This is a genomic window from Streptomyces sp. NBC_00009 (genome assembly GCF_045040855.1).
GTDB classification, from domain to species: domain Bacteria; phylum Actinomycetota; class Actinomycetes; order Streptomycetales; family Streptomycetaceae; genus Streptomyces; species Streptomyces aureus.
In genome coordinates this window covers 4,663,455-4,690,045 of the sequence record NZ_CP108312.1, presented here as the reverse complement: position 1 = coordinate 4,690,045, position 26,591 = coordinate 4,663,455, and the positions used below count along the sequence as shown (strand labels likewise).

The following is a 26,591-nucleotide window of genomic DNA, read 5'->3' as shown; positions in this document are numbered from 1 at the left end:
CCGCGCTCACTCTCCGTTGGGTGCTCACGTGTTCCCCTTCGTTGTCGGGCTGTTGTCTGACGGTGCGGAGAGCTGACCGGCCGGTGCGCCCGGATCGGTGTCCGGGGTGAACCAGGGCAGGGCCGTAGTGGTGTGGGTGCCGGATTCCGTGGTGTCGCGCGGCGGGCTCGCGGCGCGCCGGGAGGACTCGGGCAGGCGCAGCTTCGGTACGCGCGCAGCCAGTTCGGGAAAGCGCAGCGCGCCCCGGTGCCGGCCCGCGCCACCGGACCGCCGAGGGCGTACACGGTCGACGACGGCCATCCCGATACGGAACACGGCGGCCGGTACGACGACGCAGAGCAGGATCCAGAAGAGCGTCACGCCCCAGGGGCGGCCCACGCCCCACGGCTGCTCGGCGAGGACCTTGCCGCCGAACTTGAGGGAGACGAGGTAGTTGCCGTGCGCCCCCGAGGTGAGCTCGACGGGCAGCTTGATCTGCGCCTTCCTGCCGGGGGCGATCGTGCCGCGCCACTGCTGGTCCTCCCACTGCGGGGCGAACACGCCGTGAGAGGTGCCGACCTGGAAGACCGGGTCCTTGAGGGGGGCCGAGCCGACGTTGCCGACGGTGAAGACGAAGGTGCGTGACGCCGGGGCGCCGAACCAGGTCAGGACGCCGCTCGAACCGTCGAGCCGGGTGTCGGTGAGGACGGACAGCTTGCCGCCGCCCGACTGCGCGGGGAGCGCCTCGACCGGATGGCCCGCGACCTTGAGCACCGCGTCCGCCTGCGCCTTGTCGCCGGTGACGGTCGCCACGTGGACGACGCACGGGCAGGGCACGGGCGGCTCGGCGACCGGGAGCTTCTTGCTGAAGGTGCCCTTGTCCCCGGTGGTGACGGCGCGGCCGTCGGCGTTGGCGCAGGAGTTCGTGCCGCCGATGACTCCCCTGCCGGGTTCGGACTGGCCGCAGATCAGCATCATGAGCAGCGTCTTGGGACGCCAGCCCGAGCCGCTGACGGTGATCGAACCGCCCGTGCCCGCCTGGGACTTGGAGAGGGTGACGGCCGGCCCCTCGGCGGCGGAGGCGGCCTGCATCGGCAGCGCGGCGAGGCCGAGAGCGGCGACGAGGACGAGCGCTGCCGCCCACAGCCGGGGCCCGCAGCGGTGGCGGCGGTTCATGACCAACTCCCTTGGATCTCTTGGCTCCCGTGGTTCCCGCTCTTCTCGCCGTTCGCGCCGTTCTCGCCGTTCGCGCCGTTCGCGCCGTTCGCGCCATTGCCGCCATTGCCGCCGTTCGCATGCCGCCGTCGGCGTACGAACCAGAAGGCCGCGCCCCCGGCGGCCAGGATCACGGCGCACGTTCCGGCCACCGCCGCCCACGGCACGAACCGCTTCGTCGCCGTCGCCTCGTCGTGCGCGCCGCCCCCGGCCGTGACCGTGAGCCGCACCCGGACCGAGTCGAGGGCGGGGGCGTTCTTCCAGGGCTCGCTGAGGGTGACGCGGCGGCCCGGCAGCAGCTCGACCGGCAGGGTGCGCGGGCGCCGGTCGAGCGCCCGGCCGAGTACGCCGTCGGCGCGCACGGCGAGCCTCGGGGTCAGGACGGTGTTGCCGCGGTTGACGAGGTCGTACGAGATCCGGCCGCCGGCGACCCTGACCCGCTCGACGGTGAGCGCCGAGAGGGTGGGGCCACTGACCCGCAGATGGACGCTGACCCCGGAGTCCCGCCCGTTCGCGCTCGCCACGACGGCGCCCGGGTGGTCGCCGGGTGTGGCGTCGGCCGGGACGGTGACGGTGAAGGGCACCTCGGCGCGGGTGCGCGCCGGAATCCTCACCTCGCGCCGGGCGAAGGTGATCCACGCGCCCGTGTCGGTCGACCTCGTGCGCAGGGAGAGGGCGCCGGTGCCGGTGTTGTCGGCGTCGGCGCCACGCAGCCGTACGGTCAGAGGGCGGCCGCCGGGGTTGGTCACGGCCACCTTGTCCTGGAGCACGGTGCCGGGCACCCCCTCCGCGTAGAAGTAGGGGCGCCCGTCCTGTGCGGGCCTGGTGCCGCCGCCGGCCGACGGCGAGACGGACCAGGCGGGCGCCGTGCCGGCCGCGGCCGCCGGGACCCCCGCCCCTGCGGTCAGCAGGACGGCGGCCCCGCACAGCGCGCGCAGGCGGGCGCGGGCCCGGGGACTGGACGGCATCGGCGGCTCCAGGTCGTCGCGTACGGATGTCGGACGGGCACGGCCGCCCAGGGCCTTTCGTTTGGATCAGGCTGGATCAGGGAGCGGGGTCATGGGGGCCCCTGCTCGAGCGAAGCCGAGAGCTTGGGGGAGTCGGGGACTGACGACAACGCCGCGAGGTGCGGTGCCAGGGCCCGCGAGCCCGGCCTGATCCAAACGAGAGGCCCTAGGGTCAGCGCGCCGCCTGGTTGCGCCGCGTCAGCCACAGCACGCCCGCGGCGCCCGCGAGCAGCACCGTGCCGCCGAGGGTGCCGAGCGCGATCGCGGAGTCCTCGGGTCCCGTCTGCGGCAGTTCGCCGCCGGACGGGGTGCTCTGCGAGCCGCCCGAGGATCCGCCCGAAGTGCCGCCGCCCCCGGCCGACTTGACGTCCAGGGTCAGTGACGGCTTCGGGCTGTTCGCGGGTGTGCACGTGGTCGTGGTGCCGAGCGCCTTGATGGTGAGGACACCCGCCGTGAAGGTGACCTTGCCGCTCTTCGCGGGGGTGTAGGTGCCCGACAGGTCGCTGATCTTGATGGGGGTGTTGGCGGGGACCGCCTCCGCGTTCGGCGGCCCGGACACCGGCAGGGAGCCGGTCTCCGCGCCGCCCAGTTTGATGACGGCGCTGGGCTTCATGGCGCCCTTGCCGAGCTCGACCGGGCTGGACGAGACGCCCTTCTGGAAGGACATGGTGATCTTGTAGCCGCTGCCGCTCTTCACGCCCTTGATGTCGATCGGGGAGACCGCTCCCTTGTTCCCGATCGGCGTCTTGCACTGGTAGTTGACGTCCTGCACATCGGCCTGGGCTGCGGGGGCGGCCATCAGCACCCCGGAGCCGGCCAGGGCCGCGGCCAGCGCGAGCGCTGCCGTTCGCTTCTGGTACGTCCGGTACGACACCTCGAGTTCCCCTCATGCCGGGAGTTCCTGAGTTGCACGCGCCAAGTTACTGACGGCACATCAGATTGGGCGCTCAAGGTACGCCGGGGACCTTGTCGAGGGAAGACATAAGTGCGCGCCGGATCCGATGGGATCCGGCGCGTGCGAAGAGACGTGCGAACCGGGGGTAACCCCAGGCCCCCCAAGGGCTCCCGTCAGGCGGGCGCCCCGACTTCGGCCCACACGGTCTTGCCGGGGACGCCCGCGGTCCTGACGACCCCCCAGTCCACGCACAGGCGCTGCACGATGAACATCCCGTGCCCGCCGGGGCGGCCGGCGCGGTGCGGGGTCCGGGGTGCGGGCTGGCCGGCCCCCCGGTCGGAGACCTCGATGCGCAGCACCTTGGCGTCGCAGGAGATGCGCAGCTCGTCGGGGCCCTCGGCGTGCAGGCAGGCGTTGGTGACCAGCTCGGAGACGACGAGCAGGACGTCCTCGGCGGCGGCCCGACGGTCGGCGGTGTCCGCCGGCATCCAGCCCCACGCGTGCAGCGCCTCGCGGGTGAAGTCACGGGCCAGGGGGACGATGCCGGCCGCCCCGACCAGGTTCAGCCTGCGGCTCTGGTGCCCGACTGCCCGCCCGACGTCGGCGGGGGGCAGACCTGGCGTGCCACCGGTCTCGCCGGCGGCTTCCGGCTCCGGGCCGCGGTCGCCCGGCGAGTAAGGCCGGGTGGTGCTCATCAGCACTTCACCTCACCGAGACTCTTGACGTGTGATGTGTGGAAACGAACCGCCATGGCGGCGTGGCCCGGCGTGGGGCCCAGCTTGACTCCTGCCCGACCGAACCGTGGGAACACCCACTTGTTCGGCATGGCTGGTGTGACGCTGGTAACGCCTCGATCACATAGAGACAACTGACGCGTAACTTCCGTGCTTCACCTGCGTACGCGCCCTGTCAGTCGTCGAGAGCCGCGCTGAGCGACTCATGGACGGTGAAGACGGCCTCCGCGCCGGTGATCTCGAAGACCCGGGCCACCACGGGCAGCATCCCGGCCAGATGGACTCCGCCTCCGGCGGCTTCCGCCTTGAGGCGGGCACCGAGCAGCACATTGAGCCCGGTGGAATCACAGAACTCCAGCCGTGAGCAGTCGATCACCAGCCGTGAGAATCCGGCGGTGAGACAGCTCTCCAGGGGTTCTCGCAATAGATCGGCGGTGTGGTGATCCAGCTCACCCACCGGAGTCACGACGGCGCTGGCGCCCTCTTCCCGCACCTCGACCAGAAGCCGGCCCCGATGTGCGCTGCCGACTGTCCCGCGGTCCATGACGTATCTCTCTTCCGAGTCTTCTCGACCGTCGTGGCTGTTCATTGACGCCCTCGAACACTACGCCTTCGCTACGCGCTCCGGTACCCGAACAACCCCTAGGAATCGGACATTTACGGACAGAACGCACTTGCGGGCGGAGCGTGAAAGCGGGTAACCCTAGTAAGGGCAACTATCGACCACGACCGGCTTTGGAGGCGCCGCACACCGCAGTGCACGTATTGGCATCGGCAGCCATATGCCGAGAACGATGGAGGACATCATGTCACCCCGGCTCGACGAATCGCGTAGTGACCAGGCGTCGACGTCGACACCCCCACCGGAACACGAGGCCTTCGACAACCTGGCCGGCCTGCCGGAGATCCCGCCTTTCGACGAGGTGGGCCCCATGGACGCCCGGGCCCTGTCCAAAACGCTTTTCGGACGGCTGGAGTCCCTCGAAGAGGGCACCCACGAGTATTCGTATGTCCGCAATACGCTCGTTGAACTCAATCTCGCGCTGGTGAAGTTCGCGGCCGGCCGGTTCCGCTCCCGCAGCGAGCCGATGGAGGACATCATCCAGGTCGGCACGATCGGCCTGATCAAGGCGATCGACCGCTTCGAGCTGAGCCGTGGCGTCGAGTTCCCCACGTTCGCGATGCCGACCATCGTCGGCGAGATCAAGCGCTTCTTCCGTGACACGTCCTGGTCGGTCCGCGTTCCGCGGCGGCTCCAGGAGCTTCGTCTCGACCTTGCCAAGGCGGGCGACGAACTCGCCCAGCAGTTCGACCGCGCACCGACGGTGGGCGAGCTCGCCGAGCGCCTGGGCATCACGAACGACGAGGTCGTCGAGGGCATGGCGGCGTCCAACGCCTACACGGCCAGCTCCCTGGACGCGCAGCCCGAGGAGGACGACTCCGAGGGCGCGCTCACGGACCGCATCGGGTACGAGGACCACGGGCTCGAGGGCATCGAGTACGTCGAGTCCCTGAAGCCCCTGATCGCCGAGCTCCCGTCCCGGGACCGGAAGATCCTCTCCCTGCGCTTCGTCGCCAACATGACGCAGTCGGAGATCGGTGAGGAGCTGGGCATCTCCCAGATGCACGTGTCCCGGCTGCTGTCGCGCACGCTGGTACGCCTGCGCAAGGGCCTCACGCTCGAGGAATAGAGGAACAGCCGTCACGCTGGAGCCATGACCTCCATCGCCTCCGCGCATACAGCGCGGAGGCGACGTGTGTTGCGGCTCAGGCGGCGCGTACTCCGCGCCGCCAGACCGCCGACACCAGCGGCACGCCCGGCCGGTAGGCCAGGTGCACATGGCTCGGCGCGTCGAGCAGGGCCAGGTCCGCGTACGCGCCCGGCGCCACGCGGCCGATGTCGTCGCGGCGCAGCGCCCGCGCGCCGCCCGCCGTCGCGGACCAGATCGCCTCGTCCGGGGTCATCCCCATGTCCCGTACGGCCAGGGCGATGCAGAACGGCACCGAGGACGTGAAGGACGAGCCCGGGTTGCAGTCCGTGGACAGCGCCACGGTCGCTCCCGCGTCCAGGAGGCGGCGGGCGTCGGGCCACTCGGCGCGCGTGGAGAACTCGGCGCCGGGCAGCAGCGTGGCGACCGTCCCGCTGTTGGCGAGGGCGTCGACGTCCGCGTCCGTGAGGTGTGTGCAGTGGTCGGCGCTCGCCGCGTCGAGCTCGACGGCGAGCTGGACCCCGGGCCCGTGGCCGAGCTGGTTCGCGTGGACGCGGGGGTGCAGGCCGCGGGCCATGCCGGCGTTAAGGATCGCGCGGGCCTGGTCGCCGTCGAAGGCGCCCTTCTCGCAGAAGACGTCGACCCAGCGGGCGTGCGGGGCGCAGGCGTCCAGCATCTCGCCGGTGACGAGCGCGACGTAGGCGGCCGGGTCGTCCGCGTAGTCCGGCGACACGATGTGCGCGCCGAGGTAGGTGACCTCGTCGGTGTGCCGCGCCGCGATGCGCAGCGCCCTCTCCTCGTCCTTGGTGGTCAGCCCGTAGCCCGACTTCGTCTCGAACGTCGTCGTGCCCTGGCGCAGCGCCTCTGCGAGGTAGTGGGTGAGGTTCGCCTCCAGCTCCGCGTCCGTGGCGGCGCGGGTGGCCGCTACCGTCGTACGGATGCCTCCGGCGGAGTAACTGCGGCCCGACATGCGGGCGTTGAACTCCTGGGTGCGGTCGCCCGCGAACACCAGGTGGGAGTGCGAGTCGACGAAACCGGGGATGACGGCGCGGCCCTCGGCGTCGTGGGTGGCGTCGGCGGCGGGGGCCTTCGCCTGCGGCCCCACCCAGGCGATCCGGTCGCCGTCGATGACTACGGCGGCGTTCTCGATGAGGCCGAGGGGGGTGTCGCCGTGGGCCGGGTCGTTGGTGACCAGGGAGCCGATGTTGGTGATGACGGTGGTGGTCATGGTTCCTCTCCGTGGGTGGGGGATTTCTTTTCCCCAAACCCGCCCCTTCCCGAATCCGGGGCTCCGCCCCAGACCCCGCTCCTCAAGCGCCGGAGGGGCTGGATTTGGCTGGGGCGGCGCCCTTGAACTCAGCCCCGCAGCGCCCCGATCGCCGCGGCCAGCGCCCCGGGGACGTCTCCGACCAGCTCGTGCCGGCCGTCACGGACGATGTGCCGGCCGCCCACGACCGTGTGCCGCACGTCCGCGGCCGACGCCGCGAACACCGCCGTCTCCGCCCCGAGGCGCGGCACCGGGCCCGCCGTCCGTACGGAGTCCAGCGCGACCGTCGTGAGGTCGGCGAGCGCCCCGCGTTCGATCCGTCCGGCGTCGTTCCAGCCGAGCGCCGCGTGACCGTCGGCCGTGGCGGCGCGCAGCAGCGCCGCCGCCGTCCAGTGGCCCCGCGTCCGCGTGCGCAGCCGCTCGTTCAGCTCCATCGCCCGCGCCTCTTCGAAGAGGTCGATGACGGCGTGGCTGTCCGAGCCCAGGGAGAGCGGTGAGCCCTCCTTCTGGAGGGCGACGGCGGGGCCGATGCCGTCCGCCAGGTCGCGTTCCGTGGTGGGGCACATGCACGTGCCCGTCCCGGAACCGCCCAGCAGGGCGATGTCCTCGTCGGTGAGGTGCGTGTTGTGGACACCCGTGGTGTTCGGGCCGAGCACGCCGTGGTCCGCGAGGAGCCGGGTCGGCGTGCAGTCGTGCGCGGCCAGGCACGCCTCGTTCTCCGCGGTCTGCTCGGAGAGGTGGACGTGCAGAGGCGCGCCGCGCGTCCTCGCCCACTCGGCGACCGTGTCGAGCTGGTCCGCGGGGACGGCCCGCACGGAGTGGATCGCCGCGCCGATGCGCGCGTGGTCGCGGTCCTTGAGGAGCATGGCCCGCTCGGCCCACGCCTCGGTCGTGCCGTCGGAGAACCGCCGCTGGTGGCGGTCGGGCTCCTTGCCGAAGCCCGAGGAGACGTAGGCCGTGTCGAGGAGCGTGATGCGGATGCCGGCCTCGGCCGCCGCCGCGATCAGGGCCTCGCCCATCGCGTTGGGGTCGTCGTACGGGACGCCGTCCGGCGCGTGGTGCAGATAATGGAACTCGCCGACGGTGGTGATCCCGGCGAGCGCCATCTCCGCGTACACCGCCCTGGCCAGCGCGTGATACGTGTCCGGGGTCAGCCGGTCCGCGACCGAGTACATGACCTCGCGCCACGTCCAGAACGTGCCCGAGCCCACCTGGACGGTGGAGCGCAGGGCACGGTGGAAGGCGTGGCTGTGGGCGTTGGCCAGGCCGGGGACGGTCAGGCCGCGCAGAACGGTCGCGCCGGGGGGCGGGGTGCCGACGCCGGTGCGCACGTCCGCGATGCGGCCGTCCGTCGACACCTCGACGACCACGCCCGGCTCGACCTCCGGGTCGAGCCAGGCATGCTCCAGCCAGTAGGTCACCTGCACGCCAGGCCCTCCAGTACGTCGGCGAGTGCGCCCACCCCGGCCAGGCAGTCGTCCTCCGCGGCGTGTTCGGCCGGGGAGTGCGAGACGCCCGTGGGGTTGCGCACGAACAGCATGGCGGTCGGCACGGAGTCCGCGAGGATTCCGGCGTCGTGTCCCGCGCCCGTGCCGAGGACGGGGACGGTGAGGCTGTCGTCGGTGCCGAGGATGCGGCCGAGCTCGTCGCGCAGCGCGTGGTCGAACTCGACGACCGGCGTGAACGACTCGCGCACGGTCTCCAGGTCGATGCCGTGCGCGTCGGCGTACTCGCGGGCCGCCTTCTCGACGGCCGTGACGACCGTGTCGAGGGTCTGCTGGTCGGCGGCGCGGGAGTCGAGCCAGCCGCGGACCAGGGACGGGATGGCGTTGACGCCGTTCGGCTCGACGGAGATCTTGCCGAACGTGGCGACGGCGCCCGCGAGTTCCGCCTCGCGGCGGGCCGCGAGGACGGTCTGCGCGTACGACAGCATCGGGTCGCGGCGGTCCACGAGACGCGTGGTGCCCGCGTGGTTGGCCTCGCCGCGGAAGTCGAAGCGCCAGCGGCCGTGCGGCCAGATCGCGCTCGCGATGCCCACGGCGTCGCCGGACAGGTCCAGGGCGCGGCCCTGCTCCACGTGCAGCTCGACGAACGCGCCGATGCGGGCGAGCCGCTCCTGGTCCGGGCCGATCGCCTCGGGGTCGTAGCCCGCGCGCTCCATGGCCTGCGGGAGGCTGACGCCGTCCATGTCGCGCAGCTCGGCGGCCTGGGCCGGGGTGAGCTTGCCCGCGGCGAGGCGGGAGCCGACGCAGGCCAGGCCGAACCGGGCCCCCTCCTCGTCACCGAAGTTGGTGAGGGCGAGGGGGCGGGTGAACTCCACTCCCCTGCGGCGGAGTTCGTCGAGGGCGGCGAAGGACGACACGACCCCGAGGGGCCCGTCGAACGCGCCGCCGTCCGGTACGGAGTCCAGGTGGGAGCCCGTGACGACGGCGTCCCCCGCGGCGGGGTCGCCGAGCCAGGCCCACTGATTGCCGTTGCGGTCGAGTTCGTAGGTCAGGCCACGGGACTCGGCCTGGTCCTTGAACCAGGCCCGGCAGTCGGTGTCGGCGGCGGTCCAGGCGTAGCGGCGGTAGCCGCCGCTCTCGTTGTTGCGGCCGATGGGCGCGAGGTCGCGCCACATCTCGCCGAAGGAAGGACTCGTCACGCGTCGTCACCCTCGCGCATCGGCACCCGCACCCCGCGCTCGGCCGCGACCTCGGCCGCGTGCTCGTAGCCCGCGTCGACGTGGCGGATGACGCCCATCGCCGGGTCGTTGGTGAGGACGCGCTCGATCTTCTGCGCGGCCAGCTCGGTGCCGTCGGCGACGCAGACCTGGCCGGCGTGGATGGAGCGGCCCATGCCGACGCCGCCGCCGTGGTGGATGGAGACCCAGGTGGCGCCGGAGGACGTGTTGACCAGGGCGTTGAGCAGCGGCCAGTCGGCGATGGCGTCGGAGCCGTCCTTCATGGCCTCGGTCTCGCGGTACGGGGAGGCGACCGAGCCGGAGTCGAGGTGGTCACGGCCGATGGCGACCGGGGCGGAGAGCTCGCCGGAGGCGACCATCTCGTTGAACTTCAGACCGGCGAGGTGGCGCTCGCCGTAGCCGAGCCAGCAGATGCGCGCGGGCAGGCCTTCGAAGGCGATCCGCTCGGCGGCCATGTCGATCCAGCGGTGCAGGTGCTTGTTCTCCGGGAACAGCTCCTTGATCGCCTTGTCGGTCTTGGCGATGTCCTCCGGGTCGCCGGACAGGGCGGCCCAGCGGAACGGGCCGAGGCCCTCCTCGAACAGCGGGCGGATGTGCGCCGGGACGAAGCCGGGGAAGTCGAAGGCACGCTCGCAGCCCGCCTTGCGGGCCTCGTCGCGGATGGAGTTGCCGTAGTCGAAGACCTCGGCGCCGCGGTCGAGGAAGCCGATCATGGCCTCGACATGGAGGCGCATCGAGTGGCGCGCCTTGTCGGTGAAGCCGGCCGGGTCGGCCTCGCGCTCCTTGTCCCAGTCCTCGACCGAGATGCCGACGGGCAGGTAGGCCAGCGGGTCGTGGGCGGAGGTCTGGTCGGTGACGATGTCGATCGGGGCCTCGCGACGCAGCAGCTCCGGGAAGATCTCGGCGGCGTTGCCCACCACGCCGATGGACAGGCCGCGGCGCTCGTCACGGGCCTGGACGGCGAGCTCCAGGGCGTGGTCCAGGTTGTCGGCCTTCACGTCCAGGTAGCGGGTGCCGATGCGGCGGTCGATGCGGGTCTCGTCGACGTCGACGCAGATGGCGACGCCCTCGTTCATGGTGACCGCGAGGGGCTGGGCGCCGCCCATGCCGCCGACGCCGGCGGTGAGGGTGATGGTCCCGGCGAGGGTGCCGTTGAACTTCTTGCGGGCGACGGCGCCGAAGGTCTCGTAGGTGCCCTGGACGATGCCCTGGGAGCCGATGTAGATCCACGAACCGGCCGTCATCTGCCCGTACATGGTCAGGCCCTCGGCCTCCAGCTTGCGGAACTCCTCCCAGTTGGCCCAGTCGCCCACCAGGTTGGAGTTGGCGAGCAGCACGCGCGGCGCCCACTCGCTGGTGCGCATGACACCGACCGGCTTACCGGACTGGACGAGGAGGGTCTCGTCGTCCTTCAGCGTCTTGAGCGTGCGCACGATCGCGTCGAACGCCTCCCAGGACCGGGCCGCCTTGCCGGTGCCCCCGTAGACGACCAGCTTGTCGGGATGCTCGGCAACCTCCGCGTCGAGGTTGTTCATGAGCATCCGCAGGGCGCCCTCCTGCTGCCATCCCAGGGTGCTCAGTTCCGTACCGCGCGGGGCTCGTACGGGGCGGGGTCCTGACATGGCTGCCTCCTAGAAACTGTTGCCGTGATTATTCACATCCTGGCGTTCTGAATAGAGCTAGTCAATACATCTCCGCGGCCGGTTGCCGCGCTGCCGCGCCGGACATGGGTGATTGCCTGGTCACAGACCCTCGGCAGCGTCGGGGACTCGCCGAGCGGGGACCATGAGGCAGGGCAGCCTGGCCCGCACGCCCGCTCAGGGACGGCGCCGCGTCGCGCCCGTGCCGGCGACGAGGAGGCCGCCCGCGGCGGGCAGCGCGAAGGCGGAGCCGAGGGCGGCGAGGAAGGCGAGGAGCAGCCACCAGCGGTGGCCGCGGCGCCAGTTGCGCACCGTCACCGCGCGGTCCTGGAGCACGTCGTGCTTGCCCGCGCGGGGCGCCGAGCGCGCCAGGCCCGCGCAGCGCTTTCGCCGGACGCCCGCGACCGTGCGAGGGAATCTGAGGGCTCCCTGAAAGCGTAAGGGGGCTCAGTCCTCCCAGTCCGAGGTGTCGCGCTCCTTGCGCGACCCGAAGCGCGGCATCCACCGCACCGCGTGCAGCGCGTTCACCCCGACGATGCCCGTCCAGGCGATCAGCAGGCCCGGCAGATCGGCGTTGACGACGGCGATCGCGGACAGCGGGATGGCGAGGACCAGGGAGACGATGCCGAAGCCGAAGCGCTCGCCCCAGCTGTCGCTGTCGCCGCGCGGGGAGCGCGCGCCCCGGGCGACGACCATCTGCTGCTCCGCCAGCTGCCGCCGCACGCGGCGGTCCACGGCACCGTCGAGGCGCTGCTCGACCTTGTCCAGGAACGAGTCGACGAGCGCGGACTCGTACTCTTCGCCGAGTTCCCTGCGTGCGTGCAGGGTGGCGTCGAGTTCCTTCTTGAGTTCGGCGTCACGGGCTTCCATACCGGCCTACGGTACGGAGCCGGCGCCGCCGTGACAGTGGGGCTAACCCCCCTCTTGTCCCTGGGCCGGGCCCTACTCGGCCGCCACCGGCTCACGCAGCGTCCGCTCGGGGATGTGCGCTGTGTTGCGCCGGGCCACGGCCCAGTACAGGACGGCCGGCACCACGAGCCCCACGATCCAGGAGATGTCGGCGCCGCCGAGCGGCTCGACGAGCGGGCCCGTGTAGAAGTGCGTGGCGAGGAAGGGGAGCTGCGCGAGGAGCCCGATCGCGTACACGGTGAGCGCGTCCCAGCGCCAGGCCCCGTAGCGCCCGTGCGGGTCGGAGAGCGCCGGGATGTCGTACCGCTCCTTGGAGATCAGGTAGTAGTCGACCAGGTTGATCGCCGACCAGGGCGTGAAGAACGTCAGCAGGAACAGCAGGAAGTCCTTGAAGGACGACAGGAAGCTGTCCTTGCCGACCAGCGCGACCGCCGTGCCCGCGATCATGATCAGCGCGATGTACGCGGCCCTGGCGCGCTGCGAGAGGACCTTCTGACCGCGGAATCCGCTGACGCTCGTCACCATCGACATGAAGCCGCCGTACGTGTTGAGCACGTTGATGGTCAGCTTGCCGAGCGCGATCACGAAGTACAGGAACGAGGCGATGATCCCGGCGCCGCCGAGGCCGACCACGTAACTGACCTGGTTGTCGAGGAACTTCGCGCCCGCCGTCGCCGCGACGAGGACGCCGAACGTCATCGACCACTGCGAGCCGATCGCCGACCCCGACAGCGTCCACCAGAACGTGGACTTCGCCGACGTCGTGCGGGGCAGATAGCGCGAGTAGTCCGCGACGTACGGGCCGAAGGCGAGCTGCCAGGACGCGGAGAGCGAGATGGCGAGCAGGAACATCGGGGCGTCGAAGTGCGCGTCGTGCAGCAGCGCGGACAGGTCGACCCGGTCCAGGAGCCGGATGCCGAGGTAGACGAAGGCGATGGCGCACACGATGCTGGCGACCCGGCCGAGCGCGTGGATGACGCGGTAGCCGACGGTCGCCATCGCGCCGGTGACCAGGGCGAACACGACGATGCCCGTGGTGTCGCCGGTGTGCGTGAGCTCACCGACGGCCTGCCCGGCGAGCACGCTGCCGCTGGCGAAGAACCCGACGTACATCAGGATCACCAGGAGCAGCGGGACGACCGCGCCGCGCACACCGAACTGGGCGCGGGACTGGATCATCTGCGGCAGGCCGAGCCGGGGGCCCTGCGCCGAGTGCAGCGCCATGACGGCGCCGCCCAGCAGGTTGCCGACGACGAGACCGACGAGCGACCAGACCACGTCGCCGCCGAAGACGACGGCGAGCGCGCCCGTCACGACGGCGGTGATCTGGAGGTTCGCGCCGAGCCAGAGCGTGAACTGCGAGAACGCCGTGCCGTGGCGTTCCGCGTCGGGGACTACGTCGATGGAGCGCCGCTCCACGAGTGCTTCGGCCATGATCCGACTCTCCTTCAGCCCTTGCTCGTCTTGCTGATCCCGTGCTGGCGCGCGTACGCGTTCGCCACGTCCTCGGGGTCCTTCTTGTCCTTGTCCACCTGCCGGTTGAGCTCGGTGAGCTGCTCCGTCGTCAGTACGTTGCCCAGGCGCGCGAGCGCCTTGCGGACCGTCGAGTCGGCCTTGCGGTCGGCGACGAGCGGGACGACGTGCTGGCCGGGGACGAGGTTCTTGGGGTCGGTGAGGACGACCCAGTCGTTGTCGACGATGTCCGTGTCGGTGGTGAAGAGGTTCGCCACGTCCACGTCGCCCTTCTTCAGTGCGCCCTTGACCAGCGGCCCCGACGAGTCGAGGGACTTGAACTCCTTGAACTCGACGCCGTACACGTCCTTCAGGCCGACCGCGCCGACCTGGCGCTTCTTCACCTCGGGCGCGGCGCCGATGACGAGCTTGCCGTTGTGCTTCGCCAGGTCGGCGAGCGAGGTCAGCTTGTACTTCCTGGCCGTCTCGCGGGTGACGACGAACGCGTCGGAGTCCTCCGCCAGGCCGTAGGGAAGGATCTGCAGGCCCTTGGGCAGGGCGACGGCGAGGGCGTTCTGCATCTCGCCCTCCTCGGTGGCCGTCGACTTCGCATCGAGGTAGTGCAGGAGGGCGCCCTGGTACTCGGGGAGCAGGTCGATGTCGCCGCCCTCGAGGGCGGGGATGAGGATCTCGCGGGTGCCGAGGTTGGGGCGGACCTTCGTCTTCACGCCGGCCGCTTCGAGGGCGGCCGCGTACAGGTAGCCGAGCACCTGGTTCTCGGTGAAGTTGGCGGTGCCGATGGTGACGCCGTTCTTGCTGGAGCCGCCGCCCCCGCCGCCCGAGCCCTGGCCGTCGAGAGAGGTGATGCCGCCGCTGCACGCGGCGAGCGCGGGGACGGAGGCTGCGGCGAACAGGCCGCCGATGACAGTCCTGCGGTTCATCTTGCGTGCTCCTAGGCCGACTTGGCGGGGCGGTGGCGGAAGAGGGCGCGCTGCAGTGCGGAGAGCGCGAGGTCGAGTACGACGGCGACGACCGCCACGAGGACGGCACCGCCGAGCACCTGCACGAGGTCGCGCTGGGCGAGCCCGTCGAAGACGTAGCGGCCGAGGCCGCCGAAGGAGACGTACGCGGCGATGGTCGCCGTGGCGACGACCTGGATCAGGGCGAGCCGCAGGCCGGTCATGATCAGGGGCATCGCGAGCGGCAGCTCGACCTGGAACAGGACCTGGTGGCCGCGCATGCCCTGGCCGCGCGCCGCGTCCTTGACCTCCGGGTCGACGGCGCTCATGCCCGCGTACGTGTTGGTGACGATCGACGGGACCGCGAGGGCCACGAGCGCGATGTAGACGGGCCACATGGACAGGCCGCTCGCCAGGAAGACGAGGACGACCAGGCCGACGGTCGGCAGCGCGCGGCCGAAGCTGGACAGGTTGATCGCGAGGAACGCGCCGCGCCCGGTGTGGCCGATGAGCAGGCCGAGCGGCAGTGCGATGACGGCCGCGATGAGCGTGGCGAGCAGCGAGTACTGGAGGTGCTCGGCGAGGCGGTGCCCGATGCCGTCGGGGCCCGCCCACTGGTCGCCGTCGACCAGCCACGCGCCGAGGTTCTTGAAGAGTTCGTACATCTCAGGCACTCCTCCGGCGGCGGGTCCAGGGGGTCAGCACGTACTGCACGGCGACGAGGACGGCGTCCGCGGCGAGCGCGAGGAGCAGCGTCAGCACGACGCCGGCGATGACCGGGGTCGGGAAGTTGCGCTGGAACCCGTCGGTGAACAGCTGGCCGAGCCCGCCGTCGCCGATGTACGTCGCCACGGAGACCAGGGAGATCGCCATGACGGTCGCGATGCGCACCCCGGCCATGATCACCGGCAGGGCGAGCGGCAGTTCGACGGTGAGCAGGGTGCGCAGCGGGCGCGTCCCCATGGCCTTCGCGGCCTCCTTGGTCTTCGCCGGCACCGAGTCGAGGCCCTCGACGGTGTTCCGCAGGAGCACCACGAGCGTGTAGATCGTCAGGCCGATGACCGTGGTGGTGCGGGTGAGCCCGGAGACCGGGAGCAGCAGGACGAACACCGCGATCGACGGGATCGTGAACAGGACGTTCGAGAACCCGAGCAGGAAGCCGCGCAGCGGCTTGACGCGATGGGCGACGACGGCGAGCGGCAGCGAGATGACCAGGCCCAGCACGACGGCGGAGAGCGCTGCCTGGAGGTGCGAGAGCGTGAGCGTGGTGAGGTCGGAGGTGTGCTCCGATATCCAGGACCAGTCGATGGTCATGAGGCCACGTCCGTGTCCTTGCGGACGGCGGTGTCGCCGGCGTCGTCGGTGGCCTCGGGCGCGTCCACGCGGGTGCCGGCGGCTATGTGGGCGAGGCCCGCGCGGTCGTGGATCTCGTCGCGGGACGTGACGCCCGTCAGGACGCCGTCCGCGTCGACCCGGGCCACGAGGCCGCCGGGCGCCGCGAGCGACTCGTTCAGCGCCGACAGGAGCGAGTCCGCGTCCCGCAACGGGCGCACCGGCACCTCGGCGGAGGTGCCCTCGTCGCGCCACAGCAGCGGCTTGCGGGCCGCGTCGAGGACCAGTTCCCAGCCGGTGCCCTCGGGGGCCGGCCCCTGGCCGACGTCCGCGAGCGTGGTCAGGGACAGCAGCTTCAGGCCGCGCTCGGCGCCGAGGAAGTCGGCGACGAAGTCGTCCGCGGGGCGGGCGAGCAGCTCGGCGGGCGGCGCGCACTGGACGAGGTGACCGCCCGTGCGGAAGACGGCTATCCGGTCGCCGAGCCGCACGGCCTCGTCGATGTCGTGCGTGACGAAGACAATGGTCTTGTTCAACTCCTGCTGGAGACGCAGGAGTTCGTCCTGGAGCTGCGTACGCACGACGGGGTCGACCGCGCCGAACGGCTCGTCCATGAGCAGCACCGGCGGGTCGGCGGCGAGCGCGCGGGCCACGCCGACGCGCTGCTGCTGGCCGCCGGAGAGCTGGTGCGGGTAGCGCTTGCCGGCCTCGGCGGTGAGGCCGACCGTCTCCAGGAGCTCGGCCGCCCGCGCCCGCGCCTTGCGCCGGCCCCAGCCGAGCAGGAGCGGCACCGTCGCGATGTTGTCGAGGACGGTGCGGTGCGGGAAGAGGCCCGACTGCTGGATGACGTACCCGATGGAGCGGCGCAGCTCGGCCGCGTCCTGCTCGAGGACGTCGCGGCCGCCGACGCGGATCGTGCCGGAGGTCGGGTCGACCATCCGGTTGATCATGCGAAGACTCGTCGTCTTGCCGCAACCGGAAGACCCGACGAAGACGGTCACGCCCCCTTCCGGCATGTCGAGCGTCAGGTCGTGCACTGCCGTCGTGCCGTTCGGGAAGCGTTTGTGGACCGTATCGAACTGGATCATGAGGAGTCCCCTTGCCCGGGCTGCATATCGTCATGCAGAGTTCTCTGTATCTGAATAAATTGTCAATGCCCTCGCACACATCGCCGTGTAAATCGCTGGTTAATGCGGTCGAGGAGCGAGACAAGAAGTCCGGTTGAGGAGGGTTTGGCGCACTATGTCGTCTCACATCGCGGACACCGCGGGTAAGCCCCGAATGACGGCCCCCCAGCGTCCCACGCCCGTCGTCGTGCTCGACGGACACGGTCTGCCCGTGCCCGACGTCGTCCGCCTGGCCGATTCCGCCGCCAGGCCCGTCCCCGGCACCGACGCCATGAAACGCGTCGAGGAGTCCTGGAACGCCGCCCGCGAGATCGCCGCCTGGGGCCGCGTCTACGGCCGCTCCACCGGCGTCGGCGCGAACCGGAACGAGGACGTGCCCACCGAGGCCGCCGCCGACCACGGCCTGCGCCTGCTGCGCAGCCACGCCGGCGCCATCGGCGAAGAGCTCCCCGCACGCCAGGTCCGCGCCATGCTCGCCGTCCGCGCCAACCAGCTCCTCGCCGGCGGCGCAGGACTACGCCCCACCGTCGTCACGGCCCTGTGCGAAGCCCTGGAGACCGGCGCCTACCCGGCCGTCAACGAATTCGGCTCCGTCGGCACCGGCGACATCGCCGCCCTCGCCCAGATGGGCCTCGCCCTCGCCGGCGAACACCCCTGGCGCGGCGACGGCGCCCCCGAGGCCCAGCCCCTCGACAACAACGACGCCCTCGCCCTCATCAGCAGCAACGCCCTCACCCTCGGCCAGTCCGCCCTCGCCCTCCACGAACTGCGCGACCTGATCTCCGCCACCCAACTCGTCGCCGCACTCTCCCTGCTGGCCGTCGACGGCTCCTACGAGGCGTACGCCCTGCCCGTCCACGAGGCCCGCCACCACCGCGGCTCGTACGCCGTCGCCGCCCGCATGCGCGCCATCCTCGGCGCCCCCGAACGCCCCACCCCGCCCCTCGGCCGCATCCAGGACCCGTACGGCTTCCGCTGCGTCCCCCAGATCCACGGCCCGGCCCAGGACGCCGCCGACGCCCTGGAAGACGTACTCACCGTCGAGATCAACGCCGCCGCCGAGAACCCCCTCATCTCCCCCCAGGACATGGCCGCCTACCACCACGGCGGCTTCTACATGGCCCAACTCGCCCTGGCACTCGACCACTTCAGGCTCGCCATCGCCCAGGTCGCCCGGCTCTCCACCTCACGCCTGTCCACCCTCAACGAACCCTCGTACACCCGCCTGCGCCCCTTCCTCGCCGACGGCGAACCCGCCTCGTCGGGCGTGATGATCCTCGAATACGCGGCCGGAGCGGCCCTCGGCGACCTGCGCGCCTTCGCCGCCCCCGCATCGCTCGGCCACGCGGTCCTCTCCCGCGGCGTCGAGGAACAGGCCAGCTTCGCGTCCCTCGCCGCCCGCCAGACCCTGCGCGTCTGCGACGCCTACCGCCTCGTCGTGGGCTGCGAACTCGTCGCCGCCGTACGGGCATTGCGCCAGCGCGACATGCGCCCCGACCCCGAACTCCCCGTCGGCCGCGCCTTCGCCCTCGCGGATTCGGCCCTCGACCCCGACGCCACCGACCGCCCCCTGACGGAAGATGTCACCCGGGCCGCGGCGGGACTCCTGGACAGCTTCACCCGCATCGCCGACGGAACAGACGGACCGGCCACAGCCACCGCAACAGCCGGATCAGACCGCCCTGGGGGGACGGAATGAACGACAGCCCAGCCGCACGACTGCAACAGCTCTTCGAGGTACACCGCCTGACACCCACTCAGCGCCGCATCGCGCACTGCATGGTGCGCCGCGCCGCCGACGTCCCGTTCCTCTCCTCCGTGGAACTCGCCGAACTCGCCGGAGTCAGCCAGCCCTCCGTCACCCGCTTCGCCGTGGCACTCGGCTTCGACGGCTACCCCGCCCTGCGCAAACACCTGCGCGAGGTCGCCCCCGCCGAACCCACCACGCCCGCCTCGGCCAACGAGTACCAGCAGGCCGTCGAGGCCGAGATCGAGAACCTCCGCCACCTCGCGCAGCTCCTCGCCGACCCCGCCCCCATCGAACGCGCGGGCCGCCTCCTCGCCGCCTCCCGCCCGCTCCTCGTCCTCGGCCTGCGCGCCGCCGCCTCCCAGGCCTACGGCTTCTCGTACTTCGCGGCGAAGGTCCACCCCGACGTACGGCTCCTCGACGAGGGCGGCACGATGCTCGCCGACCGCGTCGACGCCGCCGTCCGCGCCGGAGCCACGGCGCTCCTCTGCTTCGCGCTGCCCCGCCACCCCAAGGAAGTCGTCGACGCGCTCGCCTACGCCAAGTCGGCCGGCCTCACCGTGGTCACCGTCGCCGACTCGGCCTTCGCCCCCGTCGCCAAGCACTCGGACCTGCTCCTGCCCGCCGCGGTCGGCGAGGGCCTCGCCTTCGACACGGCGTGCTCACCGATGCTGCTCGGCCGCGTACTCCTGGAAGCGATGTGCGACAACCTGCCCGAGGCGCAGGCCCGCCTGGAGGAATTCGACGTACGCGCCGCGGAGCGGGGCCTGTTCGTCGAATAGAGGAATGCTCAGAAGAGTGATGCGCGGGGACCGCCGCACCCCCGTGAACGGGGGGCGGGACGACGGCGGTCCCCGCGAAGGACACGGAACCGGGTCAGGACCGGGTCACCGCGTCCGCAGGCGTCCATGGAGGTCCGGGAGCCGCTCCGGAGGTCCTTGACGCCGCTACGGTGCCGGCCTGAGCGGGGAGCCGCTCCCACCCCTGCCGACACCCATCAATGTGCCGGACCCGTGTTAAGCGGGTGCTGCGCGCACGTGTCGCGCTCGTACCGATTGCACGAACCCGCTCCGTCCTACTTCCCGCCGTTCTTCGCGAGGAAGGACAACAGGTCCTGACGGCTCACCACACCCTTGGGCTTGCCCTCCACCAGGACGATCGCCGCGTCCGCGGAGCCGAGCACGGACATCAGGTCCTCCACCGGCTCACCCGAGCCGACCTGCGGCAGCGGGGCCGACATGTGCTTCTCCAGCATGTCGCCGAGCGAGGCGCGCTGCGTGAACAGGGCGTCGAGCAGCTCCCGTTCGACGACGGAGCCGATGACCTCGGCAGCCATCACGTCCGGGTGTCCGGCTCCCGGCTTCACGATGGGCATCTGCGAGACGCCGTACTCGCGCAGCACCTCGATGGCCTCGCCGACGGTCTCCTCCGGGTGCATGTGGACGAGCGACGGCAGCGCGCCGCCCTCCTTGTGCTGAAGCACGTCGCCCACGCGCGCGCTCGTGCCCGTGTCGGCGAGGAAGCCGTAGTCGGCCATCCACTCATCGTTGAAGATCTTGCTGAGGTAGCCGCGGCCGCTGTCCGGGAGAAGGACCACCACCACGTCGTCCGGGCCGAGGCGTTCGGCCACGCGGAGGGCCGCCACCACTGCCATGCCGCAGGAGCCGCCCACGAGGAGGCCCTCCTCCTTGGCGAGGCGGCGGGTCATCTGGAAGGAGTCCTTGTCGGAGACCGCGACGATCTCGTCCGCGACCGTGCGGTCGTACGCCGTCGGCCAGAAGTCCTCGCCCACGCCCTCCACGAGGTACGGGCGCCCGGAGCCGCCGGAGTACACCGAGCCCTCCGGGTCGGCACCGATGACCTGTACGCGGCCCTCGCTCACGTCCTTCAGATAGCGGCCGGTCCCGGAGATCGTGCCGCCCGTGCCGACGCCCGCCACGAAGTGCGTGATCTCGCCCTCCGTCTGCTCCCACAGCTCGGGGCCGGTGGAGTGATAGTGCGAGAGGGGGTTGTTGGGGTTGGAGTACTGGTCCGGCTTCCAGGCGCCGGGCGTCTCACGCACCAGCCGGTCGGAGACGTTGTAGTACGAGTCCGGGTGCTCCGGATCCACGGCCGTCGGGCAGACGACGACCTCCGCGCCGTACGCCCGCAGCACGTTGATCTTGTCCGTGGAGACCTTGTCGGGGCACACGAAGATGCACTTGTACCCCTTCTGCTGCGCCACGATGGCCAGGCCGACGCCCGTGTTGCCGCTGGTCGGCTCCACGATCGTGCCGCCGGGCTCGAGGGCGCCGCTCTCCTCCGCCGCCTCGATCATGCGCAGGGCGATGCGGTCCTTCACCGAACCGCCGGGGTTGAAGTACTCGACCTTGGCCAGGACGGTTGCCTGAATGCCTTCGGTCACGCTGTTGAGCCTGACGAGCGGGGTGTTGCCGACGAGGCTGATCATCGAGTCGTGGAATTGCACCGTTGTCTCCGGGCTGCGATGGGTCGCGAGGGATCTGCGAGGAATCTGCAAAGTGATGTGCGGTCAGCGTAAGCCGAGTGCCGCCCCTTCATCGCCTGTTGCGATTGGCCGACCGTGCTTACGGGGCAATGACTGGATGTACGGCTGAAAAGGACTACGCAGAGGCAGGTGGCTGCGACGCATGTCGAGGGCGAGGGTGGCACGGCGCATCGCCGCGGGCGCGGCGTACGGCGGCGGCGGTATCGGTCTGATCGGCGCCGCCGCGGTCGGTCTGGTGATCGCGGAGGTCCAGCTGGCGAAGCGGCAGGTGGGCAACCACAACAGGGGAGGCGTGCAGGTCCCGTCCGCGAACGGTCTTTACGGGAGGGTGTTCGCCGAGCGTACGGCCACCGAGGTGGCGGAGACGGAGCCGCTGCGGTTCGCCATGCTGGGTGACTCGACGGCGGCGGGGCAGGGCGTGCACCGGGCCCGGCAGACGCCGGGCGCGCTGCTCGCCTCGGGTCTCGCGGCGGTGGCCGAGCGCCCGGTGGAGCTGCGCAACGTCGCGCTGCCGGGCGCCAGGTCCGACGATCTGGACCGCCAGGTCGCGGTGATCCTCTCGGATCCGGACTGGGTGCCGGACGTGTGCGTCGTGATGATCGGCGCGAACGACGTGACGCACCGGATGCCGGCGACCCGGTCGGTGCGTCATCTGTCGGCGGCGGTGCGCAGGCTGCGTACGGCGGGGGCGGAGGTGGTGGTGGGGACGTGCCCGGATCTGGGCACGATCGAGCCGGTGAACCAGCCGCTGCGGTATCTGGCCCGGCGGGCCTCGCGGCAGCTGGCGGCGGCGCAGACGATCGGGACGGTGGAGCAGGGCGGGCGCACGGTGTCGCTGGGCGATCTGCTCGGCCCGGAGTTCCTGGCCAATCCGCGGGAGCTGTTCGGTCCCGACAACTACCACCCGTCGGCCGAGGGGTACGCGACGGCGGCGATGGCGGTGCTGCCGACGCTGTGCGCGTCGCTGGGCCTGTGGCCGGAGGAGGAGCGTCCGGACGTGTCCCGGCGCGAGGGCTTCCTGCCGGTGGCCAGGGCGGCGGCCCAGGCAGCGGAGGAGGGCGGCACGGAGGTGACGCCGGCGATGCCGACGGGTCCGAGGGGGCCCTGGGCTCTGCTGAAGCGCCGCAGGCGCAGGCGGGTGACGACGCAGGACCCGACGCCGGTGACGTGAGGGCGGCATTGCAGGCGACACACTGCTGAGCAAGCGCTTAGAAAAATGCGGCGGGAGTCACACGCGCACACCGGTGACCTGGACAGTACGTACAGGTAACTTCCCTCACGGTCCTGCCTTTAGCTCGTAGGCAAAAGCTCGTACGCGTAGACCTCTTGGAGCCGTGATGCCCGAAGCCGTGATCGTCTCGACCGCCCGCTCCCCCATCGGCCGCGCCTTCAAGGGGTCCCTGAAGGACCTGCGCCCGGACGATCTGACCGCCACGATCATCCAGGCCGCGCTGGCCAAGGTCCCCGAGCTCGACCCGCGGGACATCGACGACCTGATGCTCGGCTGCGGTCTGCCCGGCGGCGAACAGGGCAACAACCTGGGCCGCATCGTGGCCGTGCAGATGGGCATGGACCACCTGCCGGGATGTACGGTCACCCGCTACTGCTCGTCGTCGCTGCAGACCAGCCGCATGGCGCTGCACGCCATCAAGGCCGGCGAGGGTGACGTCTTCATCTCGGCCGGTGTCGAGATGGTGTCGCGCTTCGTGAAGGGCAACTCGGACTCGCTGCCGGACACGCACAACCCGTTCTTCGCCGAGGCGGAGGCCCGTACGGCCGCCGTCGCCGAGTCCGAGGGCGCGAGCTGGCACGACCCGCGCGAGGACGGCCTGGTCCCGGACGCGTACATCGCGATGGGCCAGACCGCCGAGAACCTGGCGCGGACGAAGGGTGTCACGCGCGCGGACATGGACGCGTTCGGTGTGCGTTCGCAGAACCTGGCCGAGCAGGCCATCAAGAACGGCTTCTGGGAGCGGGAGATCACCCCGGTCACCACCCCCGACGGCACGGTCGTCTCGCAGGACGACGGCCCGCGCGCCGGCGTCACCGTGGAGGGCGTCTCGGGCCTGAAGCCGGTCTTCCGCCCCGACGGCCTGGTCACGGCCGCGAACTGCTGCCCGCTCAACGACGGCGCCGCGGCCCTCGTGATCATGTCCGACACGAAGGCCCGCGAGCTCGGTCTGACGCCGCTCGCCCGCATCGTCTCCACCGGCGTCTCGGGCCTGTCCCCCGAGATCATGGGCCTCGGCCCGGTCGAGGCGTCGAAGCAGGCGCTGAAGCGCGCCGGGCTCGGCATCGGCGACATCGACCTGGTCGAGATCAACGAGGCGTTCGCCGCGCAGGTCATCCCCTCCGCGCGTGACCTCGGCATCGACGAGGACAAGCTGAACATCAACGGTGGCGCGATCGCCGTGGGTCACCCCTTCGGCATGACGGGCGCCCGCATCACCGGCACCCTGATCAACAGCCTCCAGTTCCACGACAAGCAGTTCGGCCTGGAGACCATGTGCGTCGGCGGCGGCCAGGGCATGGCGATGGTCATCGAGCGGCTGAGCTGAGCCGTAGCGGAGGGTAGGGGTCGCCTGAGGAACGAAGGCGGCACCTGCCCGCAGCGGTGGCGAAGCTCAGCGCGACCGGAGAAGCGAGCGGCTCAGCTGACCTCTCCGGCCCCAGAGGCCGGGTTGCGCCTCTGCTGAATCGTGATCCAATCTCCCCCAGGATGTGACGTATCTCCTGGGGGAGACGGTTTTTGCAGGTCAGCAGGGCTCCCAGGGCATAACACCCCTAAACACCCGACCAAAAGAGCTGTCCATTTCGTGACGTAATGCACTGACAGCGGGATGGTCCAGGCTTCAAGCTGATGTAGGAAGTCGGGGGTCGACTTGAAACCGGGAGTACGTCAGTGAGCGCCATGCCTCTTGCTTTGCTCATCGCCACGGCCGCCGCCACGGCCGTGGGCGCCGCTGCCCTGCACACCGTCCACGGACTGCGCAGGCAGATCACCGAACTGCGGGACGAGCTCGCCCATGACCGCGCCGTCGGCGCCGGTCGTGGCGTGCCCGCCGCGCGCACCACGCCCGACACGGAGGAGATACGCGCGGCCGTCGCCGACGCACTCGCGGAGGAGCGGGAGCGCGAGCTCGCCGAGGCGCGTGCCTTCTGGGCCGCGCAGGAGGCGCGGGACGCCTCCGACGCGCCGTCCATGCTCGGCGGCGCGCTGGGCCTCGGTGACGATCTGTTCATGCCGCGCCAGGCCGATTTCGCGGGCCTGGAGCCGGGTCTCGCGGCGGGCCTGGAGCCCGTGGTGGAGCCGGCCGACGCGGGCGCCGACGAGTTTTCCGGGGAGTCCGCGGAGCTCGCGGCCGCCCGTCGCCGTCACCCCTCGCACCCCGACTTCGTGCCGGTGCAGTCGCCCGTCTCGGGCGGGAGCAGCGACCACGAGCGGACGGTGGCGTGTCTGGAGGAGCTGGCCGACGCCCGCACCGCCCTGGCCGATGTGCGCCCGGGCCCGCTGGGCACGCTCGACGTGTACGTCTTCGTGGACGGCACGACGCTCTGCATGACCCCCGGCCACCGCGAGACCGCGGAGCAGCTGGCCGAGGCGCTGCGCGAGGGCGAGTCCCCCGTGCTGCTGGGCGGCTCGGGTGTCTCGGGCGCGTACGCGCTCACGTTCGCCTGCGGCCGCGAGAACGTCTACATCCTGGCCGACCGGGTCATAGCCTCCGTCTGAGCGCCTCCGCTCGGCTTCCGTCCCCACCCATCGAAGAACGCGCCGGGTCGGCTCACACCCCGGCGCGTTTTTGTGCCTCCTCGACGAGCGCGAGCGCCTCACCCAGCTGGGCGGGGTTCTGAAGGACGACGGACAGGTCGCGTGCGGCGACGGTGATCTGGTCGGACCCGGCGAACATCCCGGCGTCCGGCATCTCCCGTACGGGTCCCTCGGGGTCCTCCAGGCGCTGCGCCCATGCGGACAGTTCCCTGGCGAGGGCGAGCGCCTCGGCGGCGGCCCCCCGCTGGAGCCTGCTCTGCGGCGCGGCGCGCAGCCGGTCGGCGAATCGGTCCACTGCGTCCGTCAACGGCGTCGTATCGAGCATGCCGCGACCCTATGCGCCTTCCCTCGACTGTTGCCAACAACCGAACGCTCAGGCACGGTGGCCTGAAGGACCGGCTACATCGCAACGCGTCCGGAGGCGCCGATGTCCCAAGTGTTCTCGCAGGAGACCCACCAGAATCTGCTGGCTCGCATCCCCCACTGCACCGGTCGTGAGATCTCCGACTGGCTGCGCACCGTCGAGGAAGGCCCCTGCTTCCTCCGCTTCGAAGACAAGGTCAGCTGGCTGCGCGGGGAACACGACCTCGCGTACGGCCACGCCAAGGCGATCATCCACGAGTACGACCTGCGGCGGGCCGCCCGCCGCCTGGGCTGAGCGTTCCACCCCCGACCCATCCGTCCCCACAACAGCCGCAACCGTGAAAAAGGGCCCGCACACCGATGGTGCGCGGGCCCTTTCAGGTCTGACTGCCGGGTGGTCAGTCGTTGCCCTGCAGGATCGCGATGAGGCGCAGGAACTCGAGGTAGATCCACACGAGCGTCATCGTCAGGCCGAACGCGGCGAGCCAGGCCTCCTCGCGCGGGGCGCCGTACGCGATGCCGTCCTCGACCTGCTTGAAGTCGAGGGCCAGGAAGCACGCGCCGAGCAGCACGCCGATGATGCCGAAGACGATGCCGAGGCCGCCGCTGCGGAGGCCGAGGCCGTCACCGCCGCCGAAGACGGCGAACAGCAGGTTCACCGCCATGAGCAGGATGAAGCCCATGGCCGCGGCCATCACGAAGCCGTAGAAGCGGCGGTTGACACGGATCCAGCCGGCCTTGTACGCGACGAGGACCGCCACGAAGACCGCCATCGTGCCGAGCACGGCCTGCATGGCCGCACCGCTCGCGATGTAGTTGTCGACGATGCTCGACAGGACGCCGAGGAAGACGCCCTCGAGCGCCGCGTACGCCAGGATGAGCGGCGGCGAGGCCTTGCGCTTGAACGCCTGGACGAAGCCCAGCACCATCGCGATGAGGCCTGCGCCGATCGCGATGCCGTACGACTTGTTGATGTTCGCGGTGTCGACCGGCAGCAGCGCCCAGGCGAGCGCGGCCGTCAGGACGAGGACGCCGAGGGTGGTGGCGGTGCGCATGACGACGTCGTCCATCGTCATGCGGCCGGTGGTGGCCGGGGCCTGCGGCGGAGCGCCGTACTGCAGGTCCTGCTGGGCGTAGGGGTTCTGCGCGTACGGGTTGTTGCCGGCGTAGGGGTTGCCCTGTGTGCCGACTGCGGGTCCCCCGGCCTGCGGCTGCGCGTTGAAGCCCGCATAGCCGTTGTCGCGGCTGAACCCCCGTCGCGAGAAGACCGGGTTACTGCTCCTCATCTCACTCCTCCATAG

25 protein-coding genes and 1 pseudogene are annotated in these 26,591 nt (G+C 71.2%); 7 read left to right on the top strand and 19 right to left on the bottom strand.

From position 1 onward, the window contains the following. Positions 1–24: 24 nt before the first annotated feature. The 5 genes from OHA58_RS21250 to OHA58_RS21230 form a co-directional block, all read right to left on the bottom strand. Positions 25–1,155 carry a hypothetical protein gene (locus tag OHA58_RS21250; RefSeq protein ID WP_405480647.1) on the bottom strand — a complete coding sequence of 377 codons (1,131 nt, stop codon included), beginning with the start codon at positions 1,153–1,155 and terminating at the stop codon, positions 25–27. After that, positions 1,152–2,162 carry a hypothetical protein gene (locus OHA58_RS21245; RefSeq protein WP_405480646.1) on the bottom strand — a complete coding sequence of 337 codons (1,011 nt, stop codon included), beginning with the start codon at positions 2,160–2,162 and terminating at the stop codon, positions 1,152–1,154. Before OHA58_RS21245 ends, OHA58_RS21250 begins: the two co-directional genes overlap by 4 nt. A gap of 211 nt (positions 2,163–2,373) precedes the next feature. Further along, on the bottom strand, positions 2,374–3,075 hold the full coding sequence (locus OHA58_RS21240; RefSeq protein ID WP_355686379.1) for an LPXTG cell wall anchor domain-containing protein: 702 nt from the start codon (positions 3,073–3,075) through the stop codon (positions 2,374–2,376). A 194-nt stretch (positions 3,076–3,269) separates the two neighbouring features. Beyond that, positions 3,270–3,791, bottom strand: coding sequence for an ATP-binding protein (locus OHA58_RS21235; RefSeq protein ID WP_405480644.1), 522 nt, complete (start codon positions 3,789–3,791; stop codon positions 3,270–3,272). 214 nt (positions 3,792–4,005) lie between these two features. Next, positions 4,006–4,374 carry an STAS domain-containing protein gene (locus OHA58_RS21230; RefSeq protein ID WP_266563427.1) on the bottom strand — a complete coding sequence of 123 codons (369 nt, stop codon included), beginning with the start codon at positions 4,372–4,374 and terminating at the stop codon, positions 4,006–4,008. Between the two features lie 250 nt (positions 4,375–4,624). Here OHA58_RS21230 and OHA58_RS21225 point away from each other — a divergent pair, with 250 nt between their 5' ends. Further along, positions 4,625–5,521, top strand: a complete 897-nt coding sequence (locus OHA58_RS21225) for an RNA polymerase sigma factor SigF (protein ID WP_405480643.1) — start codon at positions 4,625–4,627, stop codon at positions 5,519–5,521. Positions 5,522–5,597: 76 nt separating this feature from the next. On the opposite strand, the gene hutI is transcribed toward OHA58_RS21225, so the two are convergent. From hutI to OHA58_RS21170, 11 genes and pseudogenes are all read right to left on the bottom strand, one after another. Then, on the bottom strand, positions 5,598–6,767 hold the full coding sequence (gene hutI / locus OHA58_RS21220; RefSeq protein ID WP_405480642.1) for an imidazolonepropionase: 1,170 nt from the start codon (positions 6,765–6,767) through the stop codon (positions 5,598–5,600). A 128-nt stretch (positions 6,768–6,895) separates the two neighbouring features. Further along, positions 6,896–8,233 carry a formimidoylglutamate deiminase gene (locus OHA58_RS21215; RefSeq protein ID WP_405480640.1) on the bottom strand — a complete coding sequence of 446 codons (1,338 nt, stop codon included), beginning with the start codon at positions 8,231–8,233 and terminating at the stop codon, positions 6,896–6,898. Then, on the bottom strand, positions 8,224–9,426 hold the full coding sequence (locus tag OHA58_RS21210; RefSeq protein WP_405485084.1) for an allantoate amidohydrolase: 1,203 nt from the start codon (positions 9,424–9,426) through the stop codon (positions 8,224–8,226). Before OHA58_RS21210 ends, OHA58_RS21215 begins: the two co-directional genes overlap by 10 nt. A 20-nt stretch (positions 9,427–9,446) precedes the next feature. Beyond that, a complete protein-coding gene (gene hutU, locus OHA58_RS21205) occupies positions 9,447–11,111 on the bottom strand; it encodes a urocanate hydratase (protein WP_405480639.1) in 1,665 nt (554 codons plus the stop codon). A gap of 213 nt (positions 11,112–11,324) precedes the next feature. Beyond that, positions 11,325–11,534, bottom strand: a pseudogene (locus OHA58_RS21200) (hypothetical protein); the annotation flags it as partial. Positions 11,535–11,576: 42 nt separating this feature from the next. Further along, positions 11,577–11,999: a hypothetical protein gene (locus OHA58_RS21195; RefSeq protein ID WP_405480638.1), complete on the bottom strand. Its 423-nt coding sequence runs from the start codon at positions 11,997–11,999 to the stop codon at positions 11,577–11,579. A 72-nt stretch (positions 12,000–12,071) separates the two neighbouring features. Further along, entirely contained in the window at positions 12,072–13,472 is a 1,401-nt protein-coding gene (locus OHA58_RS21190; protein WP_405480637.1) for a purine-cytosine permease family protein, read from the bottom strand. A gap of 14 nt (positions 13,473–13,486) precedes the next feature. Next, entirely contained in the window at positions 13,487–14,431 is a 945-nt protein-coding gene (locus OHA58_RS21185; protein ID WP_405480636.1) for an ABC transporter substrate-binding protein, read from the bottom strand. Between the two features lie 11 nt (positions 14,432–14,442). Then, entirely contained in the window at positions 14,443–15,114 is a 672-nt protein-coding gene (locus tag OHA58_RS21180; RefSeq protein WP_116512595.1) for an ABC transporter permease, read from the bottom strand. A 1-nt stretch (position 15,115) separates the two neighbouring features. After that, positions 15,116–15,763 (bottom strand): ABC transporter permease, encoded by a 648-nt coding sequence (locus OHA58_RS21175; protein ID WP_266563407.1) that lies wholly within the window; start codon positions 15,761–15,763, stop codon positions 15,116–15,118. Next, positions 15,760–16,866: an ABC transporter ATP-binding protein gene (locus OHA58_RS21170; protein WP_405480633.1), complete on the bottom strand. Its 1,107-nt coding sequence runs from the start codon at positions 16,864–16,866 to the stop codon at positions 15,760–15,762. The genes OHA58_RS21175 and OHA58_RS21170 overlap by 4 nt, the downstream gene beginning before the upstream one ends. Positions 16,867–17,020: 154 nt before the next feature. Between OHA58_RS21170 and OHA58_RS21165 the strand changes: the two genes are divergently transcribed. Then, positions 17,021–18,604, top strand: a complete 1,584-nt coding sequence (locus tag OHA58_RS21165; protein ID WP_405480631.1) for an aromatic amino acid ammonia-lyase — start codon at positions 17,021–17,023, stop codon at positions 18,602–18,604. Continuing rightward, entirely contained in the window at positions 18,601–19,434 is an 834-nt protein-coding gene (locus OHA58_RS21160; protein ID WP_405480629.1) for a MurR/RpiR family transcriptional regulator, read from the top strand. The genes OHA58_RS21165 and OHA58_RS21160 overlap by 4 nt, the downstream gene beginning before the upstream one ends. Positions 19,435–19,727: 293 nt before the next feature. Here the strand turns inward: OHA58_RS21160 and OHA58_RS21155 are convergent, their stop codons facing one another. Further along, a complete protein-coding gene (locus tag OHA58_RS21155) occupies positions 19,728–21,119 on the bottom strand; it encodes a cystathionine beta-synthase (RefSeq protein ID WP_405480628.1) in 1,392 nt (463 codons plus the stop codon). Positions 21,120–21,300: 181 nt separating this feature from the next. On the opposite strand from OHA58_RS21155, the gene OHA58_RS21150 reads away from it, so the two are divergent. The 3 genes from OHA58_RS21150 (at position 21,301) to OHA58_RS21140 (ending at position 24,888) form a co-directional block, all read left to right on the top strand. Further along, complete coding sequence (locus OHA58_RS21150) at positions 21,301–22,329, top strand: SGNH/GDSL hydrolase family protein (protein WP_405480626.1); 1,029 nt, start codon at positions 21,301–21,303, stop codon at positions 22,327–22,329. 166 nt (positions 22,330–22,495) lie between these two features. Next, entirely contained in the window at positions 22,496–23,716 is a 1,221-nt protein-coding gene (locus OHA58_RS21145; RefSeq protein ID WP_405480624.1) for an acetyl-CoA C-acetyltransferase, read from the top strand. A gap of 353 nt (positions 23,717–24,069) precedes the next feature. Next, a complete protein-coding gene (locus tag OHA58_RS21140) occupies positions 24,070–24,888 on the top strand; it encodes a hypothetical protein (protein ID WP_405480623.1) in 819 nt (272 codons plus the stop codon). A gap of 52 nt (positions 24,889–24,940) precedes the next feature. Here OHA58_RS21140 and OHA58_RS21135 read toward each other — a convergent pair whose 3' ends face one another. Beyond that, positions 24,941–25,252: a hypothetical protein gene (locus OHA58_RS21135; RefSeq protein WP_405480621.1), complete on the bottom strand. Its 312-nt coding sequence runs from the start codon at positions 25,250–25,252 to the stop codon at positions 24,941–24,943. A gap of 102 nt (positions 25,253–25,354) precedes the next feature. On the opposite strand from OHA58_RS21135, the gene OHA58_RS21130 reads away from it, so the two are divergent. After that, positions 25,355–25,585 carry a DUF4287 domain-containing protein gene (locus OHA58_RS21130; protein WP_199842040.1) on the top strand — a complete coding sequence of 77 codons (231 nt, stop codon included), beginning with the start codon at positions 25,355–25,357 and terminating at the stop codon, positions 25,583–25,585. Between the two features lie 103 nt (positions 25,586–25,688). On the opposite strand, the gene OHA58_RS21125 is transcribed toward OHA58_RS21130, so the two are convergent. Further along, a complete protein-coding gene (locus OHA58_RS21125; protein WP_405480620.1) occupies positions 25,689–26,576 on the bottom strand; it encodes a Bax inhibitor-1/YccA family protein in 888 nt (295 codons plus the stop codon). Between the last annotated feature and the right edge of the window lie 15 nt (positions 26,577–26,591).

Coding starts and splice junctions, on each gene's coding strand:
- OHA58_RS21225 (WP_405480643.1), top strand. CDS start 4,625: ATGGAGGACATCATGTCACCCCGGCTCGACGAATCGCGTAGTGACCAG.
- OHA58_RS21125 (WP_405480620.1), bottom strand. CDS start 26,576: ATGAGGAGCAGTAACCCGGTCTTCTCGCGACGGGGGTTCAGCCGCGAC.
- OHA58_RS21140 (WP_405480623.1), top strand. CDS start 24,070: ATGCCTCTTGCTTTGCTCATCGCCACGGCCGCCGCCACGGCCGTGGGC.
- OHA58_RS21170 (WP_405480633.1), bottom strand. CDS start 16,866: ATGATCCAGTTCGATACGGTCCACAAACGCTTCCCGAACGGCACGACG.
- OHA58_RS21185 (WP_405480636.1), bottom strand. CDS start 14,431: ATGAACCGCAGGACTGTCATCGGCGGCCTGTTCGCCGCAGCCTCCGTC.
- OHA58_RS21160 (WP_405480629.1), top strand. CDS start 18,601: ATGAACGACAGCCCAGCCGCACGACTGCAACAGCTCTTCGAGGTACAC.
- OHA58_RS21165 (WP_405480631.1), top strand. CDS start 17,021: ATGTCGTCTCACATCGCGGACACCGCGGGTAAGCCCCGAATGACGGCC.
- OHA58_RS21210 (WP_405485084.1), bottom strand. CDS start 9,426: ATGTGGCGCGACCTCGCGCCCATCGGCCGCAACAACGAGAGCGGCGGC.
- OHA58_RS21195 (WP_405480638.1), bottom strand. CDS start 11,999: ATGGAAGCCCGTGACGCCGAACTCAAGAAGGAACTCGACGCCACCCTG.
- OHA58_RS21145 (WP_405480624.1), top strand. CDS start 22,496: ATGCCCGAAGCCGTGATCGTCTCGACCGCCCGCTCCCCCATCGGCCGC.
- OHA58_RS21245 (WP_405480646.1), bottom strand. CDS start 2,162: ATGCCGTCCAGTCCCCGGGCCCGCGCCCGCCTGCGCGCGCTGTGCGGG.
- OHA58_RS21190 (WP_405480637.1), bottom strand. CDS start 13,472: ATGGCCGAAGCACTCGTGGAGCGGCGCTCCATCGACGTAGTCCCCGAC.
- OHA58_RS21175 (WP_266563407.1), bottom strand. CDS start 15,763: ATGACCATCGACTGGTCCTGGATATCGGAGCACACCTCCGACCTCACC.
- OHA58_RS21250 (WP_405480647.1), bottom strand. CDS start 1,155: ATGAACCGCCGCCACCGCTGCGGGCCCCGGCTGTGGGCGGCAGCGCTC.
- OHA58_RS21150 (WP_405480626.1), top strand. CDS start 21,301: ATGTCGAGGGCGAGGGTGGCACGGCGCATCGCCGCGGGCGCGGCGTAC.
- OHA58_RS21230 (WP_266563427.1), bottom strand. CDS start 4,374: ATGGACCGCGGGACAGTCGGCAGCGCACATCGGGGCCGGCTTCTGGTC.
- OHA58_RS21135 (WP_405480621.1), bottom strand. CDS start 25,252: ATGCTCGATACGACGCCGTTGACGGACGCAGTGGACCGATTCGCCGAC.
- OHA58_RS21130 (WP_199842040.1), top strand. CDS start 25,355: ATGTCCCAAGTGTTCTCGCAGGAGACCCACCAGAATCTGCTGGCTCGC.
- OHA58_RS21180 (WP_116512595.1), bottom strand. CDS start 15,114: ATGTACGAACTCTTCAAGAACCTCGGCGCGTGGCTGGTCGACGGCGAC.
- OHA58_RS21235 (WP_405480644.1), bottom strand. CDS start 3,791: ATGAGCACCACCCGGCCTTACTCGCCGGGCGACCGCGGCCCGGAGCCG.
- hutI (WP_405480642.1), bottom strand. CDS start 6,767: ATGACCACCACCGTCATCACCAACATCGGCTCCCTGGTCACCAACGAC.
- hutU (WP_405480639.1), bottom strand. CDS start 11,111: ATGTCAGGACCCCGCCCCGTACGAGCCCCGCGCGGTACGGAACTGAGC.